This is a genomic window from Pseudomonas sp. RIT411 (assembly GCF_003057735.2).
In the GTDB taxonomy this organism is placed as follows: domain Bacteria; phylum Pseudomonadota; class Gammaproteobacteria; order Pseudomonadales; family Pseudomonadaceae; genus Chryseomonas; species Chryseomonas oryzihabitans.
Genome location: NZ_QBIZ02000003.1, coordinates 373275 through 395210 on the forward strand (window position 1 = coordinate 373275; position 21936 = coordinate 395210).

The 21936-nt window shown below is 67.0% G+C and carries 17 protein-coding genes; 12 read left to right on the top strand and 5 right to left on the bottom strand.

From position 1 onward, the window contains the following. The first annotated feature begins 113 nt into the window (after positions 1–113). The 9 genes from DBY63_RS07080 (at position 114) to DBY63_RS07120 (ending at position 14473) form a co-directional block, all read left to right on the top strand. Positions 114–2837 (top strand): bifunctional glycoside hydrolase 114/ polysaccharide deacetylase family protein, encoded by a 2724-nt coding sequence (locus DBY63_RS07080; RefSeq protein WP_187697312.1) that lies wholly within the window; start codon positions 114–116, stop codon positions 2835–2837. Further along, positions 2818–6414, top strand: a complete 3597-nt coding sequence (locus DBY63_RS07085; RefSeq protein ID WP_177411433.1) for a tetratricopeptide repeat protein — start codon at positions 2818–2820, stop codon at positions 6412–6414. The genes DBY63_RS07080 and DBY63_RS07085 overlap by 20 nt, the downstream gene beginning before the upstream one ends. A 22-nt stretch (positions 6415–6436) precedes the next feature. Next, the gene (locus DBY63_RS07090; protein WP_108581542.1) at positions 6437–6952 is read left to right on the top strand and encodes a penicillin-binding protein activator LpoB; all 516 of its coding nucleotides are present in this window, start codon (positions 6437–6439) and stop codon (positions 6950–6952) included. Further along, on the top strand, positions 6952–8325 hold the full coding sequence (locus tag DBY63_RS07095; RefSeq protein WP_007161410.1) for a PelD GGDEF domain-containing protein: 1374 nt from the start codon (positions 6952–6954) through the stop codon (positions 8323–8325). The genes DBY63_RS07090 and DBY63_RS07095 overlap by 1 nt, the downstream gene beginning before the upstream one ends. Then, a complete protein-coding gene (locus DBY63_RS07100) occupies positions 8303–9292 on the top strand; it encodes a hypothetical protein (RefSeq protein ID WP_027598139.1) in 990 nt (329 codons plus the stop codon). Before DBY63_RS07095 ends, DBY63_RS07100 begins: the two co-directional genes overlap by 23 nt. Then, on the top strand, positions 9289–10812 hold the full coding sequence (pelF, locus tag DBY63_RS07105) for a GT4 family glycosyltransferase PelF (protein WP_007161412.1): 1524 nt from the start codon (positions 9289–9291) through the stop codon (positions 10810–10812). Before DBY63_RS07100 ends, pelF begins: the two co-directional genes overlap by 4 nt. 1 nt (position 10813) lies before the next feature. Further along, positions 10814–12184 (top strand): exopolysaccharide Pel transporter PelG, encoded by a 1371-nt coding sequence (gene pelG / locus DBY63_RS07110; protein ID WP_027598138.1) that lies wholly within the window; start codon positions 10814–10816, stop codon positions 12182–12184. An 80-nt stretch (positions 12185–12264) separates the two neighbouring features. Continuing rightward, positions 12265–12876 (top strand): hypothetical protein, encoded by a 612-nt coding sequence (locus DBY63_RS07115; RefSeq protein WP_044341133.1) that lies wholly within the window; start codon positions 12265–12267, stop codon positions 12874–12876. Positions 12877–12979: 103 nt separating this feature from the next. Further along, positions 12980–14473: an aldehyde dehydrogenase gene (locus DBY63_RS07120; RefSeq protein WP_108581543.1), complete on the top strand. Its 1494-nt coding sequence runs from the start codon at positions 12980–12982 to the stop codon at positions 14471–14473. A 43-nt stretch (positions 14474–14516) separates the two neighbouring features. Here DBY63_RS07120 and DBY63_RS07125 read toward each other — a convergent pair whose 3' ends face one another. From DBY63_RS07125 to DBY63_RS07145, 5 genes are all read right to left on the bottom strand, one after another. Continuing rightward, positions 14517–15569, bottom strand: coding sequence for a hypothetical protein (locus tag DBY63_RS07125; RefSeq protein WP_027598135.1), 1053 nt, complete (start codon positions 15567–15569; stop codon positions 14517–14519). A gap of 263 nt (positions 15570–15832) precedes the next feature. Next, complete coding sequence (locus DBY63_RS07130) at positions 15833–16438, bottom strand: hypothetical protein (protein ID WP_042135254.1); 606 nt, start codon at positions 16436–16438, stop codon at positions 15833–15835. Positions 16439–16450: 12 nt separating this feature from the next. Then, entirely contained in the window at positions 16451–16945 is a 495-nt protein-coding gene (locus DBY63_RS07135) for a hypothetical protein (RefSeq protein ID WP_139346894.1), read from the bottom strand. 588 nt (positions 16946–17533) lie between these two features. Beyond that, a complete protein-coding gene (gmk, locus tag DBY63_RS07140; RefSeq protein ID WP_007161416.1) occupies positions 17534–18154 on the bottom strand; it encodes a guanylate kinase in 621 nt (206 codons plus the stop codon). Positions 18155–18164: 10 nt separating this feature from the next. Beyond that, a complete protein-coding gene (locus DBY63_RS07145) occupies positions 18165–19025 on the bottom strand; it encodes a YicC/YloC family endoribonuclease (RefSeq protein WP_007161417.1) in 861 nt (286 codons plus the stop codon). 172 nt (positions 19026–19197) lie between these two features. On the opposite strand from DBY63_RS07145, the gene rph reads away from it, so the two are divergent. The 3 genes from rph (at position 19198) to DBY63_RS07160 (ending at position 21900) form a co-directional block, all read left to right on the top strand. After that, on the top strand, positions 19198–19920 hold the full coding sequence (rph, locus tag DBY63_RS07150) for a ribonuclease PH (RefSeq protein WP_044341134.1): 723 nt from the start codon (positions 19198–19200) through the stop codon (positions 19918–19920). A 12-nt stretch (positions 19921–19932) separates the two neighbouring features. Then, positions 19933–20295, top strand: a complete 363-nt coding sequence (locus tag DBY63_RS07155) for a DUF4870 domain-containing protein (RefSeq protein ID WP_077171325.1) — start codon at positions 19933–19935, stop codon at positions 20293–20295. Positions 20296–20601: 306 nt separating this feature from the next. Further along, the gene (locus DBY63_RS07160; RefSeq protein WP_042135246.1) at positions 20602–21900 is read left to right on the top strand and encodes a membrane protein; all 1299 of its coding nucleotides are present in this window, start codon (positions 20602–20604) and stop codon (positions 21898–21900) included. The last annotated feature ends 36 nt before the right edge of the window (positions 21901–21936 follow it).

The following is a 21936-nucleotide window of genomic DNA, read 5'->3' on the forward strand; positions in this document are numbered from 1 at the left end:
AAGTTGGGCACGTTTAAGGACTGGGTGTGGCGTCAGGCAAGGCAATTAGAGCAGGGTCCCGCTTGGGTTGGTGGAGCAGGCTGACGGTATGGCTGTTGGGCTCCCTGTCCCTCATGGGGACGGCCCTGGCCGCGCCCGCCAGCGTGGCCTTCTGGTATGCGGAAAAGCCGCCGGTGGCCGAACTCGCCCAGTTCGACTGGGTGGTGCTCGAACCCGGCCATGCCAGTGCTGCCGATGTCCGCGCGCTGCACGACGGCGGTGCCCAGCCCTTCGCCTACCTGTCCATCGGCGAATTCGCCGGCGATGCGGCGGCGCTGGAGAAGGCCGGTCTCAGCGCGGGTGCCAGCCCGGTGGCCAACAAGGCCTGGGGCAGCCAGGTGATGAACCTGGCAGCGCCGGTATGGCGAACCCACCTGCTCGAACGCGCCGCCCAGCTGGCCAAAGCCGGTTACACGGGGCTGTTCCTCGACACCCTCGACAGTTTCCAGCTGGTGGCCGAAGACCAGCGGGAAACCCAGCGCCTGGCGCTGAAGAGCCTGCTGGCCGAGCTGCACCGCCGCCAGCCAGCGCTCAAGCTGTTCTTCAACCGTGGCTTCGAGGTGCAACCGGAATTGCCCGGGGTGGCTGCCGCCATGGCGGTGGAATCCCTCTACGCCGGCTGGGATGCCGGCAAGAAGACCTATCGTCCCGTCAGCGAGCAAGACCGCGAGTGGCTGAAGCCGCGGATCGAGGCGGCGCGCAGTGCCGGTATCCCGGTCATCGCCATCGAGTACCTGCCGCCGGAGCAGCGTGAGGAAGCCCGGCGCCTGGCCAAGCGGCTGCGCGACGAAGGCTATGTGCCCTATATCACCACGCCCGATCTCAATACCCTGGGCATCAGCTCGGTGGCCCTGCAGCCACGGCGGCTGGCGCTGCTCTACGACGGCCGCGAAGGCGCCCTGCGCCAGTCGGCGGTGCACCGTTTCCTGGGCAGTGCCCTGGAGTATCAGGGCTATCGCCTGGACTATTTCGATGCCTCCAAGCCGCTGCCCGCGGCCTGGCCCAGTGCTCTCTACGCCGGGGTGGTGGTGTGGATGACCAGCGGTCCGCCCCCTCATTCCCGGGAATTCAGCGACTGGATCGGCCTGCGCCTGGACGAAAAGACCCCCCTGCTGATTCTCGGCGGCCTGCCGCTGGACAACGAGGCCCTGCTCAAGCGCCTGGGTCTGGGCGTCAGTCGCAAGCCGCTGCCCGACGGCCTGACCCTCAAGGTGCTGGACCCTGCCCTGGCCGGCAACTTCGAAGCACCGGTCAAGTTGCGCACGCGTGACCTGCCCGCCGTGCAGACGCTGCCCGGTGGGCCGACCCCGGTGGTCAGCCTGAGCGGTCCGGGCGGTACCTTCGTGCCCATGGGCGTGGCCTCCTGGGGCGGCTTCGCCTTCGGCCCCTATGTCATGGAAGACGGTCCCGAAGCCAGTCGCTGGATCATCGATCCCTTCGCCTTCACCGCGAAGACCCTGCAACTGCCACCCCTGCCGGTACCCGATCCGACCACGGAGAACGGTCGACGCATCGCCACCGTGCACATCGACGGCGACGCCTTCGCGTCCAAGGCGGAGATTCCGGGGGCGCCCTTTTCCGGCCAGGTGGTGCTGGAGCAGTTCATCCAGCCGCATCCCTTTCTGACCTCGGCGTCGATCATCGAAGGCGAGGTCGGCCCCAAGGGCCGCTATCCGGAGCTGACCGCGCAGCTGGAGCCCATCGCCCGTCGCCTGTTCGCCGATCCCAAGGTGGAGGTGGCCACCCACACCTTCAGCCATCCGTTCTTCTGGCAACCGGCGGTGGCCGAGCAGAGCGAGAACTTCGAAGCCCAGTACGGTTACATGATGCAGATTCCCGGCTACGACAAGGTGGATTTCACCCGGGAGATCGTGGGTTCGACCCGCTATATCAACGAGCGCCTGACCACCCCGCAAAAGCCGGTGAAGATGGTGTTCTGGTCCGGGGACGCCCAGCCGGATGCCGCCACCCTCAAGCTCGCCTACGACAATGGCCTGCTCAACGTGAACGGCGGTAACTCGCACATCACCCGGTCGCAGCCTTCGGTGAGCGGACTCTATCCCTTCATCCGCCCCACCCCGGGCGGCCTGCAGTTCTATGCGCCCATCATCAACGAGAACGTCTACACCAATCTCTGGCGCGGTCCCTACTACGGCTTTCGCGATCTGCTCTATACCTTCGAGCGGACCGAGCACCCCCGGCGTCTGCGCGGCCTGCATCTCTATTACCACTTCTACTCGGGCACCAAGCAGGCGTCACTCAAGGTCATGGAAGAGATCTACCAGGGCATGGCCGCCGAACATCCCATTTCGCTGTGGATGAGCGACTACCTGAGTCGCCTGCGCGGCTTCTATACCGCCAGTCTCGCCCGGGAAGACGACGGCAGCTGGTCGATCAAGGCCCTCGACGGTCTGCGTACCCTGCGCCTGGATCCGCGCCTGGGTTGGCCGGATCTGCAGCGCTCCAGGGGCATCGCCGGGGTCCGCGATCTGCCGCAGGGGCGTTATGTCCACCTGGCCGGCGCTCAGGCGCGGCTGGTCCTGCGCGACAGCCGCGACCCCACCCCCGCCCTCGAAGAGGCCAATATTCCGCTGCAGCAGTGGGACTACCTGTCGCCGACGCGCATCCGCTTCGCCTTCGCCGGGCAATTTCCGCTGGAGCTGACCCTGCGCGCGTCCTCGGCCTGCGAGGTGCGGGTCGGCCGCGAGCGCTACAAGAGCCAGCCGGCTGCGGCCGGACTCCAGACGTTCAAACTTCCGCTAACACGAGTGAGTGACGGTGAGATCGTCTGCGGCTAAGAAAACCCGGCTCCTGAGTGGTTGGACGCTGCTGGGGGTCGCGCTCCTCACCGCACTGGTGCTGGTGCTGACCTTTCATGGCAAGCAGGTCTTCCTGCCCGGCGAGGAGCCGGCCGATCAGGTATCCATCAGCTACGCCCAGGTGCTGCTCAAGGCGACCCCGGACGACACCGGGCTGCGCATGAAGCTGATCGACCAGCTGATCGCCCTCGGGCGCATCGCCGAGGCGCGGCGGCAATTGCAGCTGCTGCCGAAACCGCTGGCGTCGACGCCCTTCTATGCCCTGGAGCTGGACATCCTGCAGGCTGAAGCCCAGCCGCAAGGCCTGGCCGACGCCGATCGCGAGCGCCTGGCCCAACAGCTGAGCGCCCTGGACGTGGCGACCCTGAGCACGCCCCAGCTGCAACGGGTGGCCGAGCGCGCCCTGCAACTGGGCGATCCGGCCACGGCGGCACAGCGTTATGTCGAACTGGCCCGCCGCGATCCGCCCCGGCGCCAGCAATGGCTGGAGCAGGCGGCGCGCTGGAGCCTGGCCGGCGGTCGTCAGCAGGAGGCCGCGCGCCTCTATCTGCGCCTGGCCGATCTCACCGATTCGGCCGAGCAACGCCAGGGCTACCGGCACCAGGCCTTCGATGCCTGGCTTGCCGCCGGCCAGGGCGCCGAGGCCGCCGCCCTGCTGGAACAGGAACTGCCGCGGCTGCAGGCCGATGCCAGCGGTCTGGCCTGGCTGCAGGCCGGGGTGGCCGCCGCCCAGGGCAGCGGGCGCCTGGACCTGGCCCAGCGCCTGGTCGATCGCTGGCGCGAGTGGCAGCCGGACGACCCGGCCGCCCTGGAGGCCGGCTACCGACTGGCCCTGGGCCGAGGCGACACCGAACGTGCCTGGGAAGAGGGTCATCAGCTGCTGGCACTGCGTCCGGACGATGAAAAACTGCTCGCGGAACTGGCCCAGCTGGGCGAGTGGACCGGCCATATGGACGAAGCCCTCGACCTCTGGTTGCGCCTGCTGGCGCGCCAGGACGATCCGGAACGGCGCGATCATGCCTGGAAGCTGGCCGCCCGGGCGTTTCGCTTCGATGCCGTGGTCGAGTTGCTGGCCGAGGCGTCGCGGCAACGGCAACTGGACAAGACCGAACTGGATGCGCTGATCTTCGCTTACGAATCCCTGGGCGATCCCGCCGCCGAGGAGCGCTGGCTGCGGGACTACATCCGGCGTCAGCCGAAGCAGCGCCTGGCCTGGGAGCGGCTGCAGCAGCTGCTGGCCCGTACCGAGCAGGGCGACGCCGAAGCCGCAGGCTGGGCCGCGTTCGGCAAGAGATTCCCGCTGACCAACGCGGAGTATCTGACCTGGGCCGGCACCCTGTGGGAGCTGTTCAAGCCCGAAGAAGCCTGGAAGGTGCTCGAGGGCATGCCGGCCAAGCAGCGGCAGGGCGTCGACTACTGGCGGCTGCGGGCGGAGCTGGCCTGGGAGCTGGAGCGCGACGGCGAGGCTCAGCTGGCCTTCGAACGCCTGGCCACGATCGACAAGGGCCTGACCGCCAACGACGAGGATCGCCTGCTGGCGATCTATCTGCGCACGGCGCCGCGCAAGGCCCTGGCCTTGCTGGAAAAGAGCTGGGAAAAGAGCAAGAACCAGAAGCGCCTGACCGACGCCCTGCAATGGGCCGAGCAACTCAAGGACACGGCGGCGCTGGAGCGGCTGCTGGCCAGTGCCGCGCGCGAGCCAGCTTCGGCCGACAATCCCGCGGTCTGGCTGGCGCGCTCGGGGCTGGACTTCCAGCGCGGGCGCATCGCCCAGGCCGAAGAGGGCTATCGCCAGGCCTTGCAGCGCTTTCCGGATGACGACCGCTTCCGCGAACGGCTGCTGTGGCTGCTCATTGATCAGAATCGCCAGACCGAACTGGCCACCCTGCTGCGCGACTGGAAGGGTCGGGCCCGAGACAGCGACGTGCTCTGGTTGCCCTTCGGCAGCGGTCTGGTGCTGCTGGGCCAGGCGGAAGAGGCGCTCGGCTGGTATCGCCGCTACCTGGACGCCCATCCCCAGGACTGGCTGGTGCAGGCCGCCTACGCCGATGCCCTGGACGCCGCCGGTCACCAGGACGCGGCGCTGCGGCTGCGCAAGGCCGTCACGCCGCACCTGGCCAACGACGAGGTGCCGGCCACCCCCGAGCGCTATGCCACCTACCTGCGCCTGCTCTCCAGCCTGCGCGGTCCCCAGGCGGCGCTGGCCCAGGCGCGCCTCTGGCAGGATGGCTCGCCGAGCATGCTGCAACTCTGGTTCGATCAGTGGCTCGACGCCCTCAGCCAGAACAACGACGACGGCCTCAAGGGCGAATGGCTGGCCTGGGCCAAGAGCCGTGGTCTGAAGGTGCGCCAGTACGAGCAGTTGCAGGAAGTCCTGCGCCGGCAGAATCGCGGCGAGCTGGAAAAGCTGCTGGCGGCCGGCGACCTGGATCCGGCGCAGCGTGTCGAGGTGCTGCAGCGCCTCGGCCATGCCGGCGACGCCCAGGCCGCGGCCCTGACCGCCGCCGGCGACGAGCCGCCGGAGGTCATCCAGCGGCAGCTGCTGCGCCAGGCCACCGAGCAGGCCGAGCGCACCCCCAACGGCGTCCAGGCCGGCTGGGAACGCCGCGACTATGGCGGTCTGATCGAACAGGGCACCGAGGTGCGCGCCGCCCGGCGACTCAGCGATGACATCTATGCCGATGTCCAGCTCAAGCAGAATCGCGTGGAGAGCAGTGGCCTCAAGTCCGATGCCCTGGGCAACGAACACCAGATGCTGCTCAAGGTGCTGAAGAACCTGGCCGATGGCGGTCTGGAAACCACCGTCGACGCCAGCCAGCGTTCGGACAGCAATCGCCTGGGCCTGGGCGTCGCCCGCACCTGGCGTATCGATGGCAACACCGAGATCGAAGCGGCCCTGGACTGGCACCGGCAACCCGACGAGAGCGGCTATCTGCGCGCCCTCGGCCGGCGTGACAGCGTCAGTCTGGCCGGGCGTCACAACCTCACGCCACGCGACCAGCTGAGCTGGCGGGCGGCGCACAATCGCTATTCCAGTCGGGACGGCGATGCCCTGGGCAGCGGCTTCGCCTTCAACCTGGAGCTGAGCCACATGATCTTCTTCGAAGGTCCCACCTGGCAGGTGCGCAGTGGCATCACCTATCAGCAGAACAGTGCGCGCAGCACCCTGCCCGCCAGCGTCACCCGCTACCTGCAACCGCTGGCCGGCAGTGGCGAGAACGGCGAGGTCACCGTGGCCGACCTGGAAGCCCTGGGCGGCACCCAGCTGTTGCAGGATCGCTATGGCCAGCTCTATGTCGGCAGCAGCTGGCGACGCGGCATTCCCGGTTCGCTCAACCGCACCCATCCTCAGTACAGCTGGCTGGTGGACACCCTGGTCGGCTGGCAGTGGACCGAGCGCGAATTCAACTACGGTTTGAATGTCGGCCTGGGCATGGTAGTGCTCGGCGACGACGAACTGGCGTTCACCGCCGGCTACCAGTCCGCGCCCCAGGGCAGCGGCGGTCAGGCCGGCAGCACCCTGGGCATTCAATACAGCAATCGAATCGGTCGCTAGGCCGCTTCAAGGGAGAGACCTCATGAACATCACGCGTCTGCTCGTCGCCAGTGTCGCCACCGTGCTCCTGGCCGGCTGCTCGAGCTTTACCCGACCCAGTGGCGAAGCCCTGCCCAAGGATGCCCGCTGGGGCCTGGTGCCCCTGGCCAACTATGCCCAGGCGCCCATGGCTGGCGATCGCGCGGCGCAGATTCTGGTCAGCGTGCTCGGCGAGCGCGGCATCCGTCCGCAGGTCTATGACGACGGCCAGGGTGGCAATCCCACCGACGACGAGAAGGCCCGCCAGCGCGCGGCCCTGGACTGGGCGCGGCAACAGAATCTGCAATACGTGCTCACCGGCAGCGTCGACGAGTGGCAGTACAAGAACGGCCTGGACGGCGAACCGGCGGTGGGCGTGACCCTGCAGGTCATCGAGCCGGCCAGCGGCCGGGTGGTCTGGAGCAACAGCGGCGCCCGCTCCGGCTGGTCGCGCGAGAGCCTGGCCGCCACCGCGCAAAAGGTCCTGCGCGGCACCGCGCAAGAGCTGCAGCTGCGCTGATGGCCCTGCAATCCGTCCACAAGGACTACACCCTGGCGCCCCGCGCCAGTGGCCGCCTGTCCTGGCTGGAAACCCTGCTGGTCACGGCGGCCGCCCTGGGGCTGGGCTTCTGGCTGGTGCCGGAAGATCCCCTGATGGTCGGCCTGGCCTTTCCCTGGGTGGTGTTCGCGCCCATCCTCATGGGCGTGCGCTATGGCTTCATGCGCGGCCTGGTGAGCGCCAGCCTCTTGGTTGTGGCCCTGCTCTATCTGCACCGCCAGGGCTATCCGGCCTACGAGGAGATCCCGCCGTCCTTTATCGTCGGCGTGTTGCTCTGCGCCATGCTGGTGGGCGAATTCCGCGATCTCTGGGATCGGCGCCTGGAACGGCTGGACCTGGCCAACGACTATCGCCAGCTGCGCCTGGATGAATTCACCCGCGCCCACCACCTGCTGCGCATCTCCCACGATCGCCTGGAGCAGCGCGTCGCCGGCAACGATCTCAGCCTGCGCAGCTCCCTGCTGGACCTGCGTCGCCAGCTGCGCGAGGTGCCGCGCGAGCAGGATGCCCTGCAGGCCCTGGCCGAACCCATCGTCGGCCTGCTGACCCAGTACGGTTCGCTGCGGGTAGCGGGGCTGTACCGGGTCGACGGCAACGGCCGTGTGGATCGTCGCGCCCTCGCCAGCCAGGGCGAGATGCCCGGCATCGATCCCGACGACCTGCTGGTGCGCCTGACCCTGGAGCGTGGCGAGACCCTGAGTATCCGCCAGGCGCTGCTGGAACGCGGCGAGACCCAGCATTCGGCGCTGCAGGCCTGCGTGCCGCTGCTGGACACCGAGGAGCGGCTGCTGGCGGTACTGGCCATCGAGCAGATGCCATTCTTTTCCTTCAACGAACGCACCCTCAACCTGCTGACCATCCTCGCCGGCCACATCGCCGACCTGCTCGGCAGCGATCCCCAGGCGCTGGCCCTGGCCGACGATGATGCCCAGCAATTCTCCCAGCACCTCAAGCGCTCGCTGCGCGACGCCCAGCAGCACGCCCTGCCCGCCTGCCTGTTCTGCTTCGAGATGACCGAGGCCGACGGTGGCGAACGCGCCCTGGCGCTGCTGGAAGGCAGTCGCCGAGGCCTCGACCTGCAACTGCGCCTGACCAATCAGGCCGGTCACCCCTGCCTGCTGGTCCTGCTGCCGCTGACCTCCTCCGACGGCCTGGAAGGCTATCGCCGCCGGCTGCGCCAGCTGCTGGCCGAGCGCCATGGCCAGGACAGCACCCTGGAAAGCCTGGGCGTGCGCAGCCATGAGCACGAGCTGCTGCCCAAGACCCGCGCCCAGGAGCTGCGCGTCTTCCTGTTCAACGAGTGTGGCCTGCATGAACAGCAAGTGGCTGTTTAGCGGCGCCTTCGCCTTCGAGGCCAGCAGCTGGGCGCTGCTGTTTGCCAACCTGCCGGTGGCGGCGGCGGCCCTGGCCTTCGCCGCCGCCCATGCCGCCGGCAGCGCCCTGCTGGCAGGGGGCGCCTGGCTGCTGCTGCCCCGGCGCTACCAGCGCCCACTGCCCTGGAGTCCGCTGTTTCTCTTTGCCCTGGCCTTCTTCATTCCGCTGCTGGGCGCAGCCGGGGTGATCGCCGCGGTGTTTCCAGCGCTCTATCTGCCGCGCAAACATCGCGAGATCGCCTGGGAGGCGCGCAGCGTGCCCAATCTGCCGTTCCGCCCGCTGGAACGGCGCGAGGAGATGCTGTTCAGCGACGGCGGCCTGCAGGACGTCCTGCGCCACGCGCCCAGCACCGACAAGCGCCTGACCGCGCTTTTCGCCACCCGCCGCATGCCGGGGCGCGACGCCATCCCCATCCTCAAGCTGGCCCTGCGCGATCCGGCCGACGACGTGCGGCTGCTCGCCTATTCGATGCTCGACCAGCAGGAAAGCCAGATCAACCAGCGCATCGAGACCCAGCTCGGCGAACTGGCCAGCACCCCCGCCGAGCGCCAGCCGGCGCTGCACGGCACCCTGGCCCGCGGCTACTGGGAGCTGGCCTACCTGGGCCTGGCCCAAGGCAGCGTCCTGCGTCACGTGCTCGGCCAGGCCCGCGAACACATCGAACTGGCCCTGGCCGGGGAAGAAAACGAAGAATTGCGCATCCTCGCCGGGCGTATCGCCCTGGAGCAGGGCGAGCCCGAGCGTGCCCTGGAATTCTTCCAGGCCGCCGAGGCGGCGGGCGTACCCCTGGCCCAACTGGCGCCCTTTCGCGCCGAGATCGCCTTTCTGCGCCGCGATTACGCGGTCATCCCGGCACTGCTCGACAGCCTGCCGGCGGATCTGAAGAAGCGGCCGCCGTTCGCCGCCCTGGTGAAGTACTGGTTATGAAAGACGCCCCCGCCGCGACCGTGACGCCCGATGTCTGCCTGCTCTTGGAGGGCACCTGGCCCTATGTGCGCGGCGGGGTGTCGAGCTGGGTCAACCAGTTGATCCTCGGCCTGCCGGAGCTGACCTTCTCGGTGTTCTTCATCGGCGGTCAGCGCGAGAACTACGAGAAGCGCCACTACGCCATCCCGCCCAATGTGGTGCACATCGAGGAACACTTCCTCGCCGGGTCCTGGGTGCCCAAGGCGGCGCCCATCAGTCCAAGACGCCAGGCGCCGGTGCAACTGCTGCGCGACCTGCACGCCTTCCTGCACCACCCCGACGAACCCAGCGCCGCCCAGGGCGATGCCCTGGTGGACGCCTTCGCCCAGGGCAGCGTGACCCTGGATGACTTCATGTACAGCCGCGCCAGCTGGGAGGCCATCACCGAGGGCTACGAGCGCTATTGCACCGACCCCTCCTTCGTCGACTACCTCTGGACCCTGCGCGCCATGCAGGCGCCCTTGCTGATGCTGGCCGAGGCCGCGCGCCGCCTGCCGCGTCCGCGGATGATCCACTCCATCTCCACCGGTTACGCCGGCATGCTCGGCGCCATCCTGCAGCGGCGCTGGGGCTGCAACTTCCTGCTCAGCGAGCACGGCATCTACACCAAGGAACGCAAGATCGACCTGGCCCAGGCCAAGTGGATCGCCGAAGGGCCCGACGAAGCCCTGCGCACCGGGCTGGACGTGGACGTCAGCTACATCCGCCGGCTTTGGATCCGCTTCTTCGAGCGCATCGGCCTGCTCACCTACAAGGCCGCCGATCCGATCATCTCGCTCTATGACGGCAACCGCCGCCGGCAGATCCAGGATGGCGCCGATCCCGCGCGCTGCCGGGTGATCCCCAACGGCATCAGCCTCACCCAGTGGCAGGACGCCCTGGAGCGCCGCCCGGAAGGGGTGCCGCCGGTGGTCGGGCTGCTCGGCCGGGTGGTGCCGATCAAGGACGTCAAGACCTTCATCCGCGCCATGCGCGGGGTGATCAGCGCCATGCCCGAGGCCGAGGCCTGGGTGGTCGGCCCGGAAGACGAAGACGAGGAATACGCCGCCGAATGCCACAGCCTGGTCACCAGCCTGGGCCTGGAGGGCAAGGTGAAATTCCTCGGCTTCCAGAAGATCGGCGACATCCTGCCCAAGCTCGGCCTCATGGTGCTGACCTCCATCAGCGAGGCCCAGCCGCTGGTGATCCTCGAAGGCTGGGCCGCCGGGGTGCCGGTGGTGAGCAGCGACGTGGGCTCGTGCCGCGAGCTGATCGAGGGTTCCATCCCCGAGGACCGCGCCCTGGGCACCGGCGGCAGCGTGGTCGCCATCGCCGATCCCCAGGCCACCGCCCGCGCCATCCTCGCCCTGCTGCGCAATCCCGGTCGCTGGCAGGCCGCGCAGCGCACCGGCCTCGCCCGGGTCAATCGCTACTACACCGAGCCGCTGATGCTGGAACGCTATCGCGAGCTCTACCAGGACGCCATCGGGAGGGTCGTCTGACATGGCCGGCATCGGCTTCGAACTGCGCAAGATCCTCGCGCGCGACTCCTACACCGCCACCCTGCGCGCCTATGTCTACGCCGGCTTGATCAGTTCCGGCCCCTGGGTGCTGTCGATCATCAGCGTCATGCTGATCGGCGTGCTGGCCACCGGCATCGTCACCCCCAGCGTGCTGATCCGCCAGTTCCTGGTCACGGTGACCTACCTCATGGCCAGCTCGCTGATCCTCACCGGCGGCCTGCAGCTGTATTTCACCCGCTTCGTCTCGGACCGGCTGTTCGAGGAGAAACAGACCAGCATCCTGCCCAATCTGGTGGGCATCCTGCTCCTGGTCACGCTGGTCGCCGGCGGCCTGGGTTTCCTGCTGCTGGCCACCCTGTTCGACCAGCCCTTCGCCTACCGGCTGCTGGTGCTGGCCAACTTCGTCACCCTCTGCGATCTCTGGCTGGTGATCATCTTCCTGTCGGGGATGAAGGCCTACAACCGCATCCTGGTGGTGATGACGCTAGGCTACGCCATCATGATCGCCGCCGCCTTCGTGCTGCGCTTCCTCGGCATGGACGGCCTGCTGATGGCGCTGCTGCTGGGCCACGCCGCCCTGCTGTTCATGTTTCTCTACGACATCATCCGCGAATACCCGGCCGACCGCCTGGTGGCCTTCGACTTCCTCGACCGCAAGCAGATCTTCATCAGCCTGCTGGTCACCGGGCTGTTCTACAACCTGGGCATCTGGGTCGACAAATTCGTCTTCTGGTTCAATCCGCTGACCTCCGATGCCGTCATCGGTCCGCTGCGCGCCTCCATCCTCTACGACCTGCCGATCTTTCTCGCCTACCTGGCCATCATCCCCGGCATGGCGGTGTTCCTGGTGCGCATCGAGACCGACTTCGCCGAGTGGTACGAGCGGGTGTTCAACGCCGTGCGCGGCGGCGAGACTCTGCAGCACATCAGCCAGCTCAAGGAGCAGATGATCCTGGCCATCCGCCAGGGGCTGCTGGAGATCTGCAAGGTCCAGGGCCTGACCCTGGTGCTGGTGTTCCTGCTGGCGCCCCAGCTGCTGGCCTGGCTCGGCATGTCGCACTACTACCTGCCGCTGTTCTATATCGACGTGGTAGGGGTGAGCATCCAGGTGGTGTTCATGGCGCTGCTCAACGTCTTCTTCTACCTGGACCGGCGCGACACCGTGCTGATGCTCTGCACCCTGTTTCTCGGCCTCAACCTGGCGCTGACCCTGCTGAGCATCGAGCTGGGTCCGAGCTTCTTCGGCTACGGCTTCACCGTCTCCCTGGCCTGTTGCGTGCTGCTGGGCCTGCACCGCCTGGACCGGGTGCTGGATGACCTGGAATACGATACCTTCATGCTTCGGCACTGAAGGCCGCCGGCACCGGACGAACGGTGTGACCCGCTCCCTCTGGAGGCGTCCAACACAGCTCATCCCTGCAGGACCCTGCCATGAATACCGCCGCCTTGCGCCTCGTGATCCAGACCACCCAGGGGCGCGCTCGGGACAGTGGCGAGGCCAGCCGTACCTTTGCCGACCAGGCGGCGCGTACCGCCAGCGCCGACGCCACCCGCGGGCCGGCCCTGGAGCGCTTCGCCAGCGCCTATGTCGACAAGGTGCCCGATGCCCTCGAAGCCCTGCTGCTGCAGGCGCGAGCGGTGGCCTTCGAGGCGCCCCTGACCGGGGTGCTGGAACGCGCCCTGGCCGGCTTCGCCCCGGCGGCGCTGGCCCAGGCACCCTCGGCCAGCCTGGCCCTGCTGGCCGCGGCCTATCGCCTCCATCGCCTGCTTGAAGGCCTGCAGGAGCGCCTGGCCGCCTGGTGGGGCGCCACCCGCGCGCCGGCGGCGCCCAGCCTGGGCAATCTCATCGCCCATCAGGTACTGGGCCAGCTCACCGTCGCCGCCCTGGAAGACGCCGTGGAGGGCTGGCTGGATGACCTGGACGCCAGCGTCGAGGCGCCGCTCACCCAGCAGTGCTTCCAGCCGCGGCAACGGCGTGGCGCCCTGACCACGGCCCGCCCGGCCCTGACCCTGAGTCGTCAACGCCAGCGCAGCGTTCGATAAAACGCACGTTTCGGCGCCTTTGGCGGCCGAGTGTCAAATATATTGATAACCCTTCCGGGCCGGTTTAGGGTGGCTGCTCACCGCCATTAGCGAGGAGTCACCCATGAGCTTGCCCAGCCGCGCCGAGTGGGAGCAGCGCTTCCAAGGTCTCACCCTGGAAGGTCGCGCCTTCATCGACGGCGCCTATGTCGACGCCACCGCCGGCGCCACCTTCGACTGCCTGAGTCCGGTGGACGGACGTTTCCTCGCCAAGGTCGCCAGCTGTGACGCCGCCGATGCCGACCTGGCCGTGGCTGCCGCCCGCGCCGCCTTCCAGAAGGGTACCTGGGCGCACCTGGCGCCGGCCCAGCGCAAGCGCGTGCTGATCCGCTTCGCCGACCTGCTGCTGGCCAACGCCGAAGAGCTGGCGCTGCTGGAAACCCTGGACATGGGCAAGCCCATCGCCGACTCCCTCACCATCGACGTGCCGGCCTCGGCCAATGCCATCCGCTGGAGCGCCGAGGCCATCGACAAGCTCTACGACGAGGTCGCGCCCACGCCCCATGACCAGCTCGGCCTGGTCACCCGCGAGCCGGTCGGCGTGGTCGCCGCCGTGGTGCCCTGGAATTTCCCGCTGATGATGGCCTGCTGGAAACTCGGCCCGGCGCTCGCCACCGGCAACTCGGTGGTGCTCAAGCCCTCGGAGAAGTCGCCGCTGACCGCCATCCGCGTCGCCCAGCTGGCGCAGCAGGCGGGCATCCCGGCCGGGGTGTTCAACGTGTTGCCGGGTTACGGCCATACCGTCGGCAAGGCCCTGGGCCTGCATGCGGACGTCGACACCATCGTCTTCACCGGTTCCACCCGGGTCGCCAAGCAGCTGCTGGCCTATTCCGGCGAATCCAACATGAAGCGCGTCTGGCTGGAAGCCGGCGGCAAGAGCCCCAACATCGTCTTCGCCGATGCCCCCGACCTCAAGGACGCCGCCGCGGCCGCCGCCAGCGGTATCGCCTTCAACCAGGGCGAGGACTGCACCGCCGGTTCGCGCCTGCTGGTGGAGCGCTCCATCAAGGAAGAATTCCTGCCGCTGGTGGTTGAGGCCCTAAAGGGCTGGAAGCCCGGCCATGCGCTGGACCCCGAGACCAACGTCGGCGCCCTGGTGGACACCACCCAGCTGGACACCGTGCTGCGCTACATCGAAGCCGGCCATGCCGAAGGCGCCACCCTGGTGGCCGGTGGCAAGCGCACCCTGGAAGAGACCGGTGGCGTCTATGTCGAGCCGACCATCTTCGACGGCGTGAGCAACGCCATGAAGATCGCCCGCGAAGAGATCTTCGGCCCGGTGCTCTCGGTGATCACCTTCGACACCGCCGAAGAAGCCGTGCAGATCGCCAACGACACCCAATACGGCCTGGCCGCCGCGGTCTGGACCCGCGACATCTCCAAGGCCCACAAGACCGCCCGCGCCCTGCGCGCCGGCAGCGTCTGGGTCAACCAGTACGACGGCGGCGACATGACCGCGCCCTTCGGCGGCTTCAAGCAGTCCGGCAACGGTCGCGACAAGTCCCTGCACGCCTTCGACAAGTACACCGAGCTCAAGGCGACCTGGATCAAGCTGTAAGCCATCGGCAGGCTGATCCCGGTCGGGGTCAGCCCGTCTCCCTTCAGCGCTGGTAGATCGTCGCCTGGTTACCGAAGCCGCTCTGCGTGATGCGCGCCGTGGAACCGACCTGGTCGATCATCGCCGAGTTGGAGTCGCCGGTCTGGCCGATGAAGGCACTGGCGCCGCTGAAGCTGTCCGGCACCGTGTCCTGGGTAATGGACGCCAGGTTGCCATTGCCTTGCTGCTGGATCTCCGCCTCCACCCGCACGCCGCTCTGAACGAAGGTCGCCTGGTTGGCATCGCCTGCGCTGATGCCGGCGATTCGGGCTTCCAAGCCGGTCTGGGTGGCGCTCAGTTCGTTGGCGTTGCCCTGCTGGGTGAAGGTGATGTCGCTGAAGCCAGCGCGTTGTGACAACTGGGCCTGGTTACCATCGCCGCCCTGGCTCAGCGCCAGGGCGCTGCTGTAGCGACTGGTTTCCTGCTCGGCCTGCACCTGATTGCCGTTGCCCTGCTGACGCAGCGTGGCCCGCCCACCGGCGAAAGACACGCTTTGCGTCAGCTGCGCCGCGTTGTTGTTGCCGGTCTGCACCACCTCTGCCAGGCCGCCGCCGCGTTGCTCCACGGTCACCCGATTGCCATCGCCGGTGCTGGTCGCCCGCAGGTCGTTGCCGCCGAAGCCCGCCTGGCGCACGCTGTACACATTGAGATCGCCCGCCTGGCTCAGGTAGGCCGATGCCGCATTGCCGCGCTGCTCCAGCTCCAGGCCGTTGCCCGCGCCACCGCCGGTTTGGGTGATCTCGGCGTAGTGGTTGCCGTTTTCCAGTTGGGTCACGACGATCTGCTGATTACTGCCTTCCTGGAAAATCTGCAGCCCATTGCCGCTGGACGTCTGCGCGATCCGCGCCTGGGCGCCGAAGGCCTGGCGCTGTTCGAGGGTCGTGCGATTGTCATCGCCGCTTTGCAGTTGCTCAACGCTATTGGCGCGACCACCGCTCTGGTTCAGGGTGGCCTGGTTGTCATTACCGGTCTGAGTCAGGGTGATGCTCTGCTCGACGGCGAATGCCGGCGCTGCAAGGCCAGCGAGCAGCGCCGCCAGCAAGGTAGGGGTCTTCATGACGGTCTTCCGCTCCAGTGGAATCTACCGAGGACAGGACGACTAGCCGCGACCCCGGCGAGATGGCGGAATCGACCGTACTGCAAGGAGGGCGTCGCGCACGGACGGCCCGTGCTGAGTGTGATCAGCCGGGCCCCCATCGCCATCCATCCAAAGAGCGGTTTTGACGAGCGTTGGCGGCGGACTGCCTGGGTACTCGACCAGCAGCCACCGCGACGGCCAAGGCCGGGGCGCCATGACCCGGCCTTGGCGCGGGCGCAGGCCTAGCGATAGACGTGGTAGGTGGCGTATCTGCTCACCTCCACGCTACCGCTCCAGCTGCTGATCACCCGCTTGGAATCCCAGTCGTACCAGTGCATCCCGGGTGGGTTGCCGATGCCGCGCGAACAACTGCCGGTGCGGACCCAGGCGCCGCGGAACTTGCCGCTTTTCCAGCGTCGCTCCACCACCTGAATGGGTTGCGCCTTGTAGCCCGGCTCTATCCTCACGCCCCAGGTGAAGGCGGTACTCATCGTGCGATCCTGCTTGTAGCTGCCATCGACGCCGAGGATGCTCAGGTATTTGCCGATGAAGGGCAGCTTCTCCGGATTGATCTTGACCCCTACCGACCAGCCGTAGCTGGAGGTCTTGGTCTCGCCCCAGGTGTAGGTGCAGTCGATGGTTCCTCTGGTCGAGCAGCGGAAGATCGGCCCGCGCCAGATCCAGTCCTCCCAGGTCTTGCCTGCCTGCTGGGTGGCGAAGGCCCGGGAACCGTCACCCAGGATGGCGGGCTCGGTGTGGTCGGTGAAGCACTCGCCGGCCTGCACCAGACCGGTCGACAGCAGGAAGCCGAGCGCACCAACCAAGGTGGATTTCGCAAAGGTATTCATAACTTTGGTCCCTCAAAGTCCGAAGACGTTTTCGATGGTGTTGCTCGCCTGATCCTGCTTGTTGCTCTGGGCCTTGCTCGCGGACAGGGCATCGGCGCGCGTGGGCCGATCGACGGGGGTTATCAGCAGGCCAGTGTCCTTCTCCGGCTTCTTCACCATCAGGGCATCCGCCTCGACGGTCATGCCCAGCGCCAGGGCCGCGTTCTCACTGGCGAGGTGCTGACCGGGTTGATTGTCGAAGATCACGCGTTTGCCTTGATCAAGGGCGTCGTTGATCTCCTTCTTGACGTTGCCGTCGACCTGCACATTGGGCCCGACCACCAGATAGTCGTATTCACCACCCGTGACGATCTTGGTGTCTTCCGCCTTCAATCTATTGAGGACGAATCCGGTATTGCCCAGCACCTTGAGCCGCAAGTAAGGACCCGTACTCAAGGACTCTGCTGCCTGGGCGGTAGTACCCAACAGCGTTGCCAACATCAGCGTGGCCACAGGCTTTAATTTCATATCGAACGCTCCTGTTACGACAGTCATGTCAAAAACGAAAGTCCCACTGAAATACCGAAAGCTCCCGCGAAATGCTCAACTACGCGGCTCTGGCAGTTCTAGCGGACAGCAGGAAACCCTTTACCGAAGTCAGTTCCGATAATTGTTTCCCTGACAGTGCTCAGGTAATCAGACAACCGCTAACAGCAACGACCTTGATAGCTAAATGCCCGCCTTTAGCCCACGGGCAACTTCGCTAGTCGTCCGGAAAAAGCCTAGCCAAAGTTTCTTTAAACAAATAGTAACGAATGGCGAGCAGGCGAAAGCAGGTAGAAAGTCGCTGTTTTAATGCTTTTAAATAAGCATATAAAAAGCGGCCTTACATTAGAGCAGAGCCAATAACCGTCAGCCGATGATCAATATTTTTTGTGTAAAACCAGATAAATAGCGCGACTGCCAAAACATCGACAGGCGCCAGCCGCCCAAGCCAAGGCCCAGAAAAAATGTAACGAGATAATTCATGGCTTTGGAAGGGCGCCGGACGTCCTGCGGCGGCGACGCGGGGAGCGGACAGCCCGCGCGCTGAAGGCGCGGGCCGCGAGGCAGGTATCAGCCCAGCAGATCCACCAGCAGATCGTCGTGGCGGCGCTGCTGACGATCCAGGCGCAGCTGGCGGGTGCGGAAGATCGACTTGAGGTCTTCCAGGGCGCTGGCGAAGTCGTCGTTGATGATCAGGTAGTCGTATTCGACATAGTGACTCATCTCGCTGACCGCCTCGCGCATGCGTCTTTCGATGATCTCGGCGCTGTCCTGGCCGCGATTGTCCAGGCGCTGGCGCAGGGCGGCCTGGCTCGGCGGCAGGATGAAGATCGACTGGGCGTGGGGCAGCTTGCGACGGACCTGCTGGGCGCCCTGCCAGTCGATTTCCAGGATCAGGTCGTGGCCTTCGGCGAGGGTGCGCTCCAGGGCGGCCTGGGAGGTGCCGTAGTAGTTGCCGAACACCTCGGCGTGCTCGAGGAAGTCGCCGTGTTCGAGCAGGTTGGTAAAGGTCGCGCAATCGACGAAGTGGTAGTTCACCCCGTCGGCTTCACCCGGGCGCATGGCGCGGGTGGTGTGGGAGACCGACACGCGGATGTCGGGCAGGGCATCCAGCAGGGCCTTGACCAGGCTGGTCTTGCCGGCGCCGGAAGGCGCGGAAACGATGTAGAGGGTGCCGGGAAGGGCTGTCATGAAGGTCCGCCTATTCGATGTTCTGCACTTGCTCACGCATCTGTTCGATGAGCACCTTGAGATTGATGGCCGCCTGGGAGGCCCGGGCGTCGATGGCCTTGGAACCCAGGGTATTGGCCTCGCGATTGAGTTCCTGCATGAGGAAATCCAGCCGCCGGCCGGCCGCGCCGCTGCCCGCCAGGACCCGCCGCACCTCGGCCACATGGGTCTCCAGACGATCCAGTTCCTCGGCCACGTCGCTCTTCTGCGCCAGCAGCACCAGTTCCTGCTCCAGCCGCGCCGGTTCGAACTCGACCCCCGCCTCGGCGCAGCGCTCGAGGATACGGCGCCGTTGCAGGGCCAGCAGCTCGGGCAGCAGCGCGCGCAGGGTCGCCACCTCCGCCAGCACCTGGTCCAGGCGTTCCTCGATCAGGCGCGCCAGTTCGCGGCCCTCGCGCTGCCGGCCGTCGAGCAATTCATCCAGCGCCGCCTCGAACAGCGCCAGGGTCTGGGCCTTGAGTTCGGCGCCATCCACCTCGGCGCCCGCCAGCACCCCGGGCCAGGCCAGCACGGCCAGGGGATCGAGCTTGGCCGGGCGCGCGATCAGCGCGGCGACGTCTTCGGCGGCGGCCACCAGTTGCGCGGCGCGGCGGGCATCGACGCGCAGGGCCACGCTCTCGTCGCGCTCCTCACGCAGCACGCACTCCAGCTTGCCCCGCGACAGGCGCCGGCGCAGCGCCTCGCGCACGCCGGACTCCAGATCGCGAAAGGTCTCCGGCAGCCGCAGGTGGGGCTCCAGATAGCGGTGATTGACCGAGCGCAACTCCCAGCTCAGGGTGCCCTGGGGCCCCGGCCGCTCGACCCGGGCGAACGCCGTCATGCTGTGCACCATGGCAGGATCCTCGTCTGACGATGCGTGGATCTGGGGCGATCCCGAGCGACCACGCATGTAAAACGCACGATTCTAGCGCACCTGATCGGAGCGACCCAATGCATCCGTGTCGCATGAGCCGGACGCTCCCTATACTATGGACCTGATATCTACGCCTTACAGGAAGCCCGCAATGAAGCGTCCCAGTGGCCGCGCCGCCGATCAGCTGCGCCCCATCCGCATCACCCGTCAGTACACCAAGCACGCCGAGGGTTCGGTCCTGGTGGAATTCGGCGATACCAAGGTGATCTGCACCGCCAGCGTCGAGGCCGGGGTGCCGCGCTTTCTCAAGGGCAAGGGCCAGGGCTGGCTCACCGCCGAGTACGGCATGCTGCCGCGCGCGACCGGCGAGCGGAACCAGCGGGAAGCCGCCAAGGGCAAGCAGGGCGGTCGGACCCTGGAGATCCAGCGGCTGATCGGTCGTTCGCTGCGCGCCGCCGTCGACCTGTCCAAGCTGGGCGAGAACACCATCTATATCGACTGCGACGTGATCCAGGCCGACGGCGGTACCCGCACCGCCTCGGTGACCGGTGCCTGCGTGGCCCTGGTCGATGCCCTGGGCGCGCTCAAGCGCCGCGGCAACCTCAAGGGCAATCCGCTCAAGCAGATGGTGGCCGCCATCTCCGTGGGCATCTACCAGGGCACCCCGGTGCTCGACCTGGATTACCTGGAAGACTCCGCCGCCGAGACCGATCTCAACGTGATCATGACCGACGCCGGTGGCTTCATCGAGGTGCAGGGCACCGCCGAAGGCGCGCCCTTCCAGCCGGCCGAACTCAACGCCATGCTCGAACTGGCCCAGGGTGGCCTGCGCGACCTGTTCGAGCTCCAGCAAGCCGCCCTGCACGGCGAGTAAGGAAGCCCGCTCATGCACGATCTCGTCCCCGCCCCCAGCGCCGAAGCCCGGCGCTGGGCCATGCTCTGCCACTACGCCGCCTTCCTGGGCTTCGTGGTGCCCTTCATCGGTAACGTCATAGGTCCGCTGGTGGTCTGGCAGTTCAAGCGCGAGGACGACCCCTTCATCGACAGCCAGGGCAAAGAGGCGTTGAACTTCCAGCTCACCGTCACCCTGCTGCACATGATCTGCTGGCTGCTGGTGTGGGTGCTGATCGGCTTTCCGCTGATGCTACTGGTGGCCTGCGTGGCCTTCGTGCTGACGGTGATCGCCGGCATCAAGGCCAACCAGGGCCGCGATTACCGCTATCCCTTGACCTGGCGGATGGTGAAATAGCGGGCTTTTTGTGGCCTGCTTCTGATATCCGCGTTGAGGATTTCCGGTCGGCCCGGCGCCGTTTGACAGGCGCCGGAAGCCCTCCGCTATCATCCCCGCGTCGTACCTTTTTCCACCTGTCGCCCGTGGCCGTTCCTGACCGCCATGGGCGGTAGCGTGCCTGCCTTTCGCTTGCAGACCTCATCCAGCCCAGGGACAACGCCAAGGTGGCGAGCCCTCGCGCTGGTTATCGCTTTCGCGCCTTTCACGTCAGCGCAGCGGCCGCCCACGGCCCGCTGCCTCGGCATCAACCCAGGGATGATGATCATGTCGGCCGTAGTCGCCCCCCCGCAATCGGCGTTCCAGCAGGCTTTGTCCTGGCGCTATTCGACCCTCGCGGTCTGGACCGCCATCTCGCTGCTGTTCGTCGAGACCTTTTCCGGCGCCCTGCGCTACTACCTCGACATGGCCGGTGCCTCGGCGCTGATCTACCTGCCCAAGATCGCCTGCCTGGCGCTCTTCGCCCTGCAACTGGCCACCGCCAAGCTACCGCGCATCCTCTGGGTGGCCCTGCTCAGCATCCCGGCCTATGCGGCCCTGGCGTTGCTGCATGGCGCCAGCATCAACAACGTCTTCTTCTCGCTGTTCGTCTACAGCCCACTGCTGTTCGGCCTGCTCTGCGGCCGCGAGCTGCTGGAGCAGCGACGCCTGCTCGGCCGGGTGGTGCTGGGTCTGCTGATCGCCTCGCTCATCGGCATCCTGCTGGACAAGTACACCTCCGTCCCCTGGAAGGGCTACAGCTACACCCTGGGTGGCAACGACATCGCCGGCAACACCAACTGGATGGCCGGCGAGGCCGACCGCATCGCCGGTTTCGCCCGCGTGTCCAACGTCCTGGCCGCCCTGATCGCCGTCTACTGCCTCTATCTCTCCTATTTCGCGCGCTCCTACACGCTTTGGCTGCTGATGGCCCTGACCGGCCTGTTCGGCATCCTGCTGACCACCAGCAAGGCCCCGGCTGCGGCCTTCGCCTTCACCCTGATGCTGATGCTGGGTCGGCGCTTCCCGTGGTCCACCTACCTGCTGTTGCTGCTCGGCGTGGTGGGCGGCCTGCTGCTGCCGATCCTGAGCCTGATCCGCGACTTCGATCCCCATGTGGTAACCAGCGACAGCGGCCTGGCCTCCTTCTACGACCGCCTGGTCAACACCTGGCCCAACGTGGTCGAGGTCATGAGCGAACCCGGCTGGACCCTGACCGGCGCCGGCTTCGGCATGTTCGGTAGCACCATGGCCGCCTTCCCGGTGCCAGGCCTGGACCTGATGGTCAACTGCGACAGCAGCGTGGTCTATCTGTGGTGCGTGTTCGGCGTGGTCGGCATCGCTCTATACTGCCTGCAGCTGCCGCTGTTCATCCGTCTGTACCTCAATCGCGACCGTGAAAGCCACACTCTGCTGGCCATCGCCTTCTGTCTCTGCCTGATCGGCTGGACCACCGACCTCTTCGAGATCGGCGTGGCCAACCTGTTCATCGGCATCACCCTGGGCTATCTGCTGCTCAAGCCCAAGACCGACCCCGGCCTGCACCTGGTCCGCCCGGCACCGGAAACCCTGGCCCCCCACGCCTAGCCCGACGCCTCCTTCTCTCGCCTTCCCCTTGCTGCC